The 503-nt window shown below is 33.8% G+C and carries 1 pseudogene; it reads left to right on the top strand.

The annotated features are described in order from the left end of the window. Positions 1 to 503 (top strand): annotated as a pseudogene (locus FOT98_RS31115) (hypothetical protein); the annotation flags it as partial.

The raw sequence follows: 503 nt of genomic DNA, 5'->3' as shown, positions 1-503 counted from the left end.
TTTGAGGAGAAGTACTACAGCTATAAAGATACATATTTAGAAGATATTCTGCAGCACATGACATACGAAGAACGTATTGCTGACGTAGAAGGCTTTGTCGAAAAAGCCAAACCATCTTTTTCACGTCGCGCAATGTCTGCACTTGCAGAAAAAACAGGAAGAAAACATAAATTATACGGCATTACGAATGCTGATCTCGAAGTTTTCTTATATCTACATAAGAAATGCTTTACTAATGGTGTTATTCCAAATGTAACAATACATATGATGTGGGAAGATTACAAGCAATACAAAGAAGAATTTGCTTATATCCAACACTCTCAATTCTATATTGCATTAAAGAAATTAAACTTACATAACATTATCTCCATTGAAAACGGAGTAGATGGCCGATATACAATCAAGCTGACTCATTTTATGAATGAGGAAACAGAAAAAGCAAATCCATACGTATATATTAGTCCTGTTGTATTTACCAAGGCTTTCTTTAAGCTATCTGTAGC

The organism is Bacillus sp. HY001 (genome assembly GCF_007558965.1).
Classification (GTDB): domain Bacteria; phylum Bacillota; class Bacilli; order Bacillales; family Bacillaceae_G; genus Bacillus_A; species Bacillus_A mobilis.
This window is presented reverse-complemented; position numbering and strand designations above follow the sequence as displayed.